This window comes from Oleiphilus sp. HI0123, from assembly GCF_001635315.1.
Genome location: NZ_LWGE01001896.1, coordinates 1 through 542, shown reverse-complemented (window position 1 = coordinate 542; position 542 = coordinate 1). Strand labels below are relative to the sequence as shown.

Sequence of the window (542 nt, the reverse complement as noted above, 5' to 3'; positions counted from 1 at the left end):
ATAGACAAATTTAACTCTCTACAATCCAAGTACTCCTTATGAGATAAGGTACTATTTGCAATGCAGATTTCCTCAAACTCCACAGAGCAAAACTCTTTATCAAAAAATTGATATTGGCCAAAGCTTCTTGGATTAATACGGAATTTGGTTTCTAAATTGAATTTACGTCGTGATTCGGGCTCTGCCATTTCAGTCTGTGGCAAAAGTATCATTTGATACATTCTTACGATATTAAAACCCGCATCGACAACGCTTTTTAGAGACTCAATATGTGCTTCTAGAGTATCACCTGGTAAACCTAGAATGATTTCAGTGTAGGTATTCGACTCGGTTTTCTGTGCATTTTTAACTATTTCTGAAAGTGCGTCAGATGAAATGTTTGCTCTTTTAATGTTATCTAAAACTTCTGCATTTGTGGTTTGCAAAGATGCTGCAACACTCAGGGAGCCTTTTAGTATTGAGGCAACTTCCAACACCCTTTCTTTTTGATTTTTCCCGGTCGAGACCAATATTCGTTTTGGCCACCCAGACTCTAACTGAGT

Annotated in this window: 1 protein-coding gene; it reads right to left on the bottom strand. The window is 37.5% G+C overall.

Features of this window, described 5'->3' with window-relative positions:
• Positions 1–473 (bottom strand): hypothetical protein (locus A3761_RS25225; RefSeq protein ID WP_197473266.1); only part of this gene is annotated, 473 nt, incomplete at its 3' end.
• Positions 474–542: the final 69 nt, after the last annotated feature.